This is a genomic window from Geminicoccus flavidas (assembly GCF_009806515.1).
Taxonomy (GTDB): domain Bacteria; phylum Pseudomonadota; class Alphaproteobacteria; order Geminicoccales; family Geminicoccaceae; genus Geminicoccus; species Geminicoccus flavidus.
This window is the reverse complement of record NZ_WUJP01000454.1, coordinates 1-1,124: the sequence shown is the minus strand read 5'-3', so window position 1 is coordinate 1,124 and position 1,124 is coordinate 1. Positions and strand designations below refer to the sequence as shown.

The following is a 1,124-nucleotide window of genomic DNA, read 5'->3' as shown; positions in this document are numbered from 1 at the left end:
GGCATTCGGCGCCGGCCTGCGCCATTTCCTCGGCCGCTCCGTGCGCAACCGTCTGGCCGCGTTCGCGGCTGGCCTCGGCGTCACCATGCTCCTGCAGTCCTCGACCGCCACCTCCGTGTTGGTTTCGTCCTTCGCCGCGCGCGGGCTGATGGAGACCGGCCCGGCACTCGCGGTGATGCTGGGTGCCGACGTCGGCACCGCGCTGATCGCCCTGCTCCTGTCCTTCCGCATTGCCTGGCTGGGCTCCCTGTTCCTCCTGCTGGGCGTGGCCGTGTTCCTCGGCACCGAGAACGGCAAGGCCCGCAGCCTGGCGAGGGTCGGGATCGGACTGGGCCTGGTGCTCCTGTCGCTCCAGCAGATCGTGCAGGCGGCCGAGCCGCTCGGCACGTCGCCGGTGATGATCGAGCTCATGGGCGCGCTTGGCGACACGCCGCTCGTGGGCTTCCTGCTGGCGGCCCTGCTCACCTGGCTGCTCCATTCCAGCCTGGCGATCGTGCTCCTGATCGCGTCGCTGGCCGCCTCCGGCGTCGTGGCGCCGCCGCTGGCCCTGGCCCTGGTGCTGGGCGCCAATGCCGGTGCCGGGATCGTGGCCGCGGTCATGACCGCGCAGGCACCGGCCGCAGGCCGCCGCGCCCCGATGGGCAACCTCCTCAAGCGCGCCGGCACAGCGGTGGTGCTCTTGCCGTTCGTCCCGCAGCTCCTGCCGCTGCTGGAGGGGGCCCTCCCGCCGGGCCTGCTCACGGTCGGCGCCCATATCGCCTTCAACCTGCTTCTGGCCCTGATCTTCCTGCCGCTCACCGGCCCGTTCGACCGCCTGCTGGTCTGGCTGATGCCGGACGACCCGGCGGGCACCGACCCGGCCGCACCCCGCTTCCTCGAGCAGGACGCACTGGACACGCCGTCGGTGGCGCTGGCCTCGGCCGTGCGCGAGACGCTCCGGGTGGGCGAGGTGATCCAGTCGATGCTGCGGGAGGTGATGACGGTGCTGCGCACCGACGATGCCCGGCTGCTCAAGCAGGTCCGCGACCAGGACGACGTGGTCGACCGGCTGCACGAATCGATCAAGCACTACCTGACCGAACTGGCCCAGCGGGAGCTCGACCGCAGGGAAGGCCGGCGGCAGA

At 72.1% G+C, this 1,124-nt stretch carries 1 protein-coding gene; it reads left to right on the top strand.

The annotated features are described in order from the left end of the window. On the top strand, window positions 1-1,124 hold a 1,124-nt coding region (locus EQG76_RS12675; RefSeq protein WP_159713840.1), incomplete at both ends, for a Na/Pi cotransporter family protein.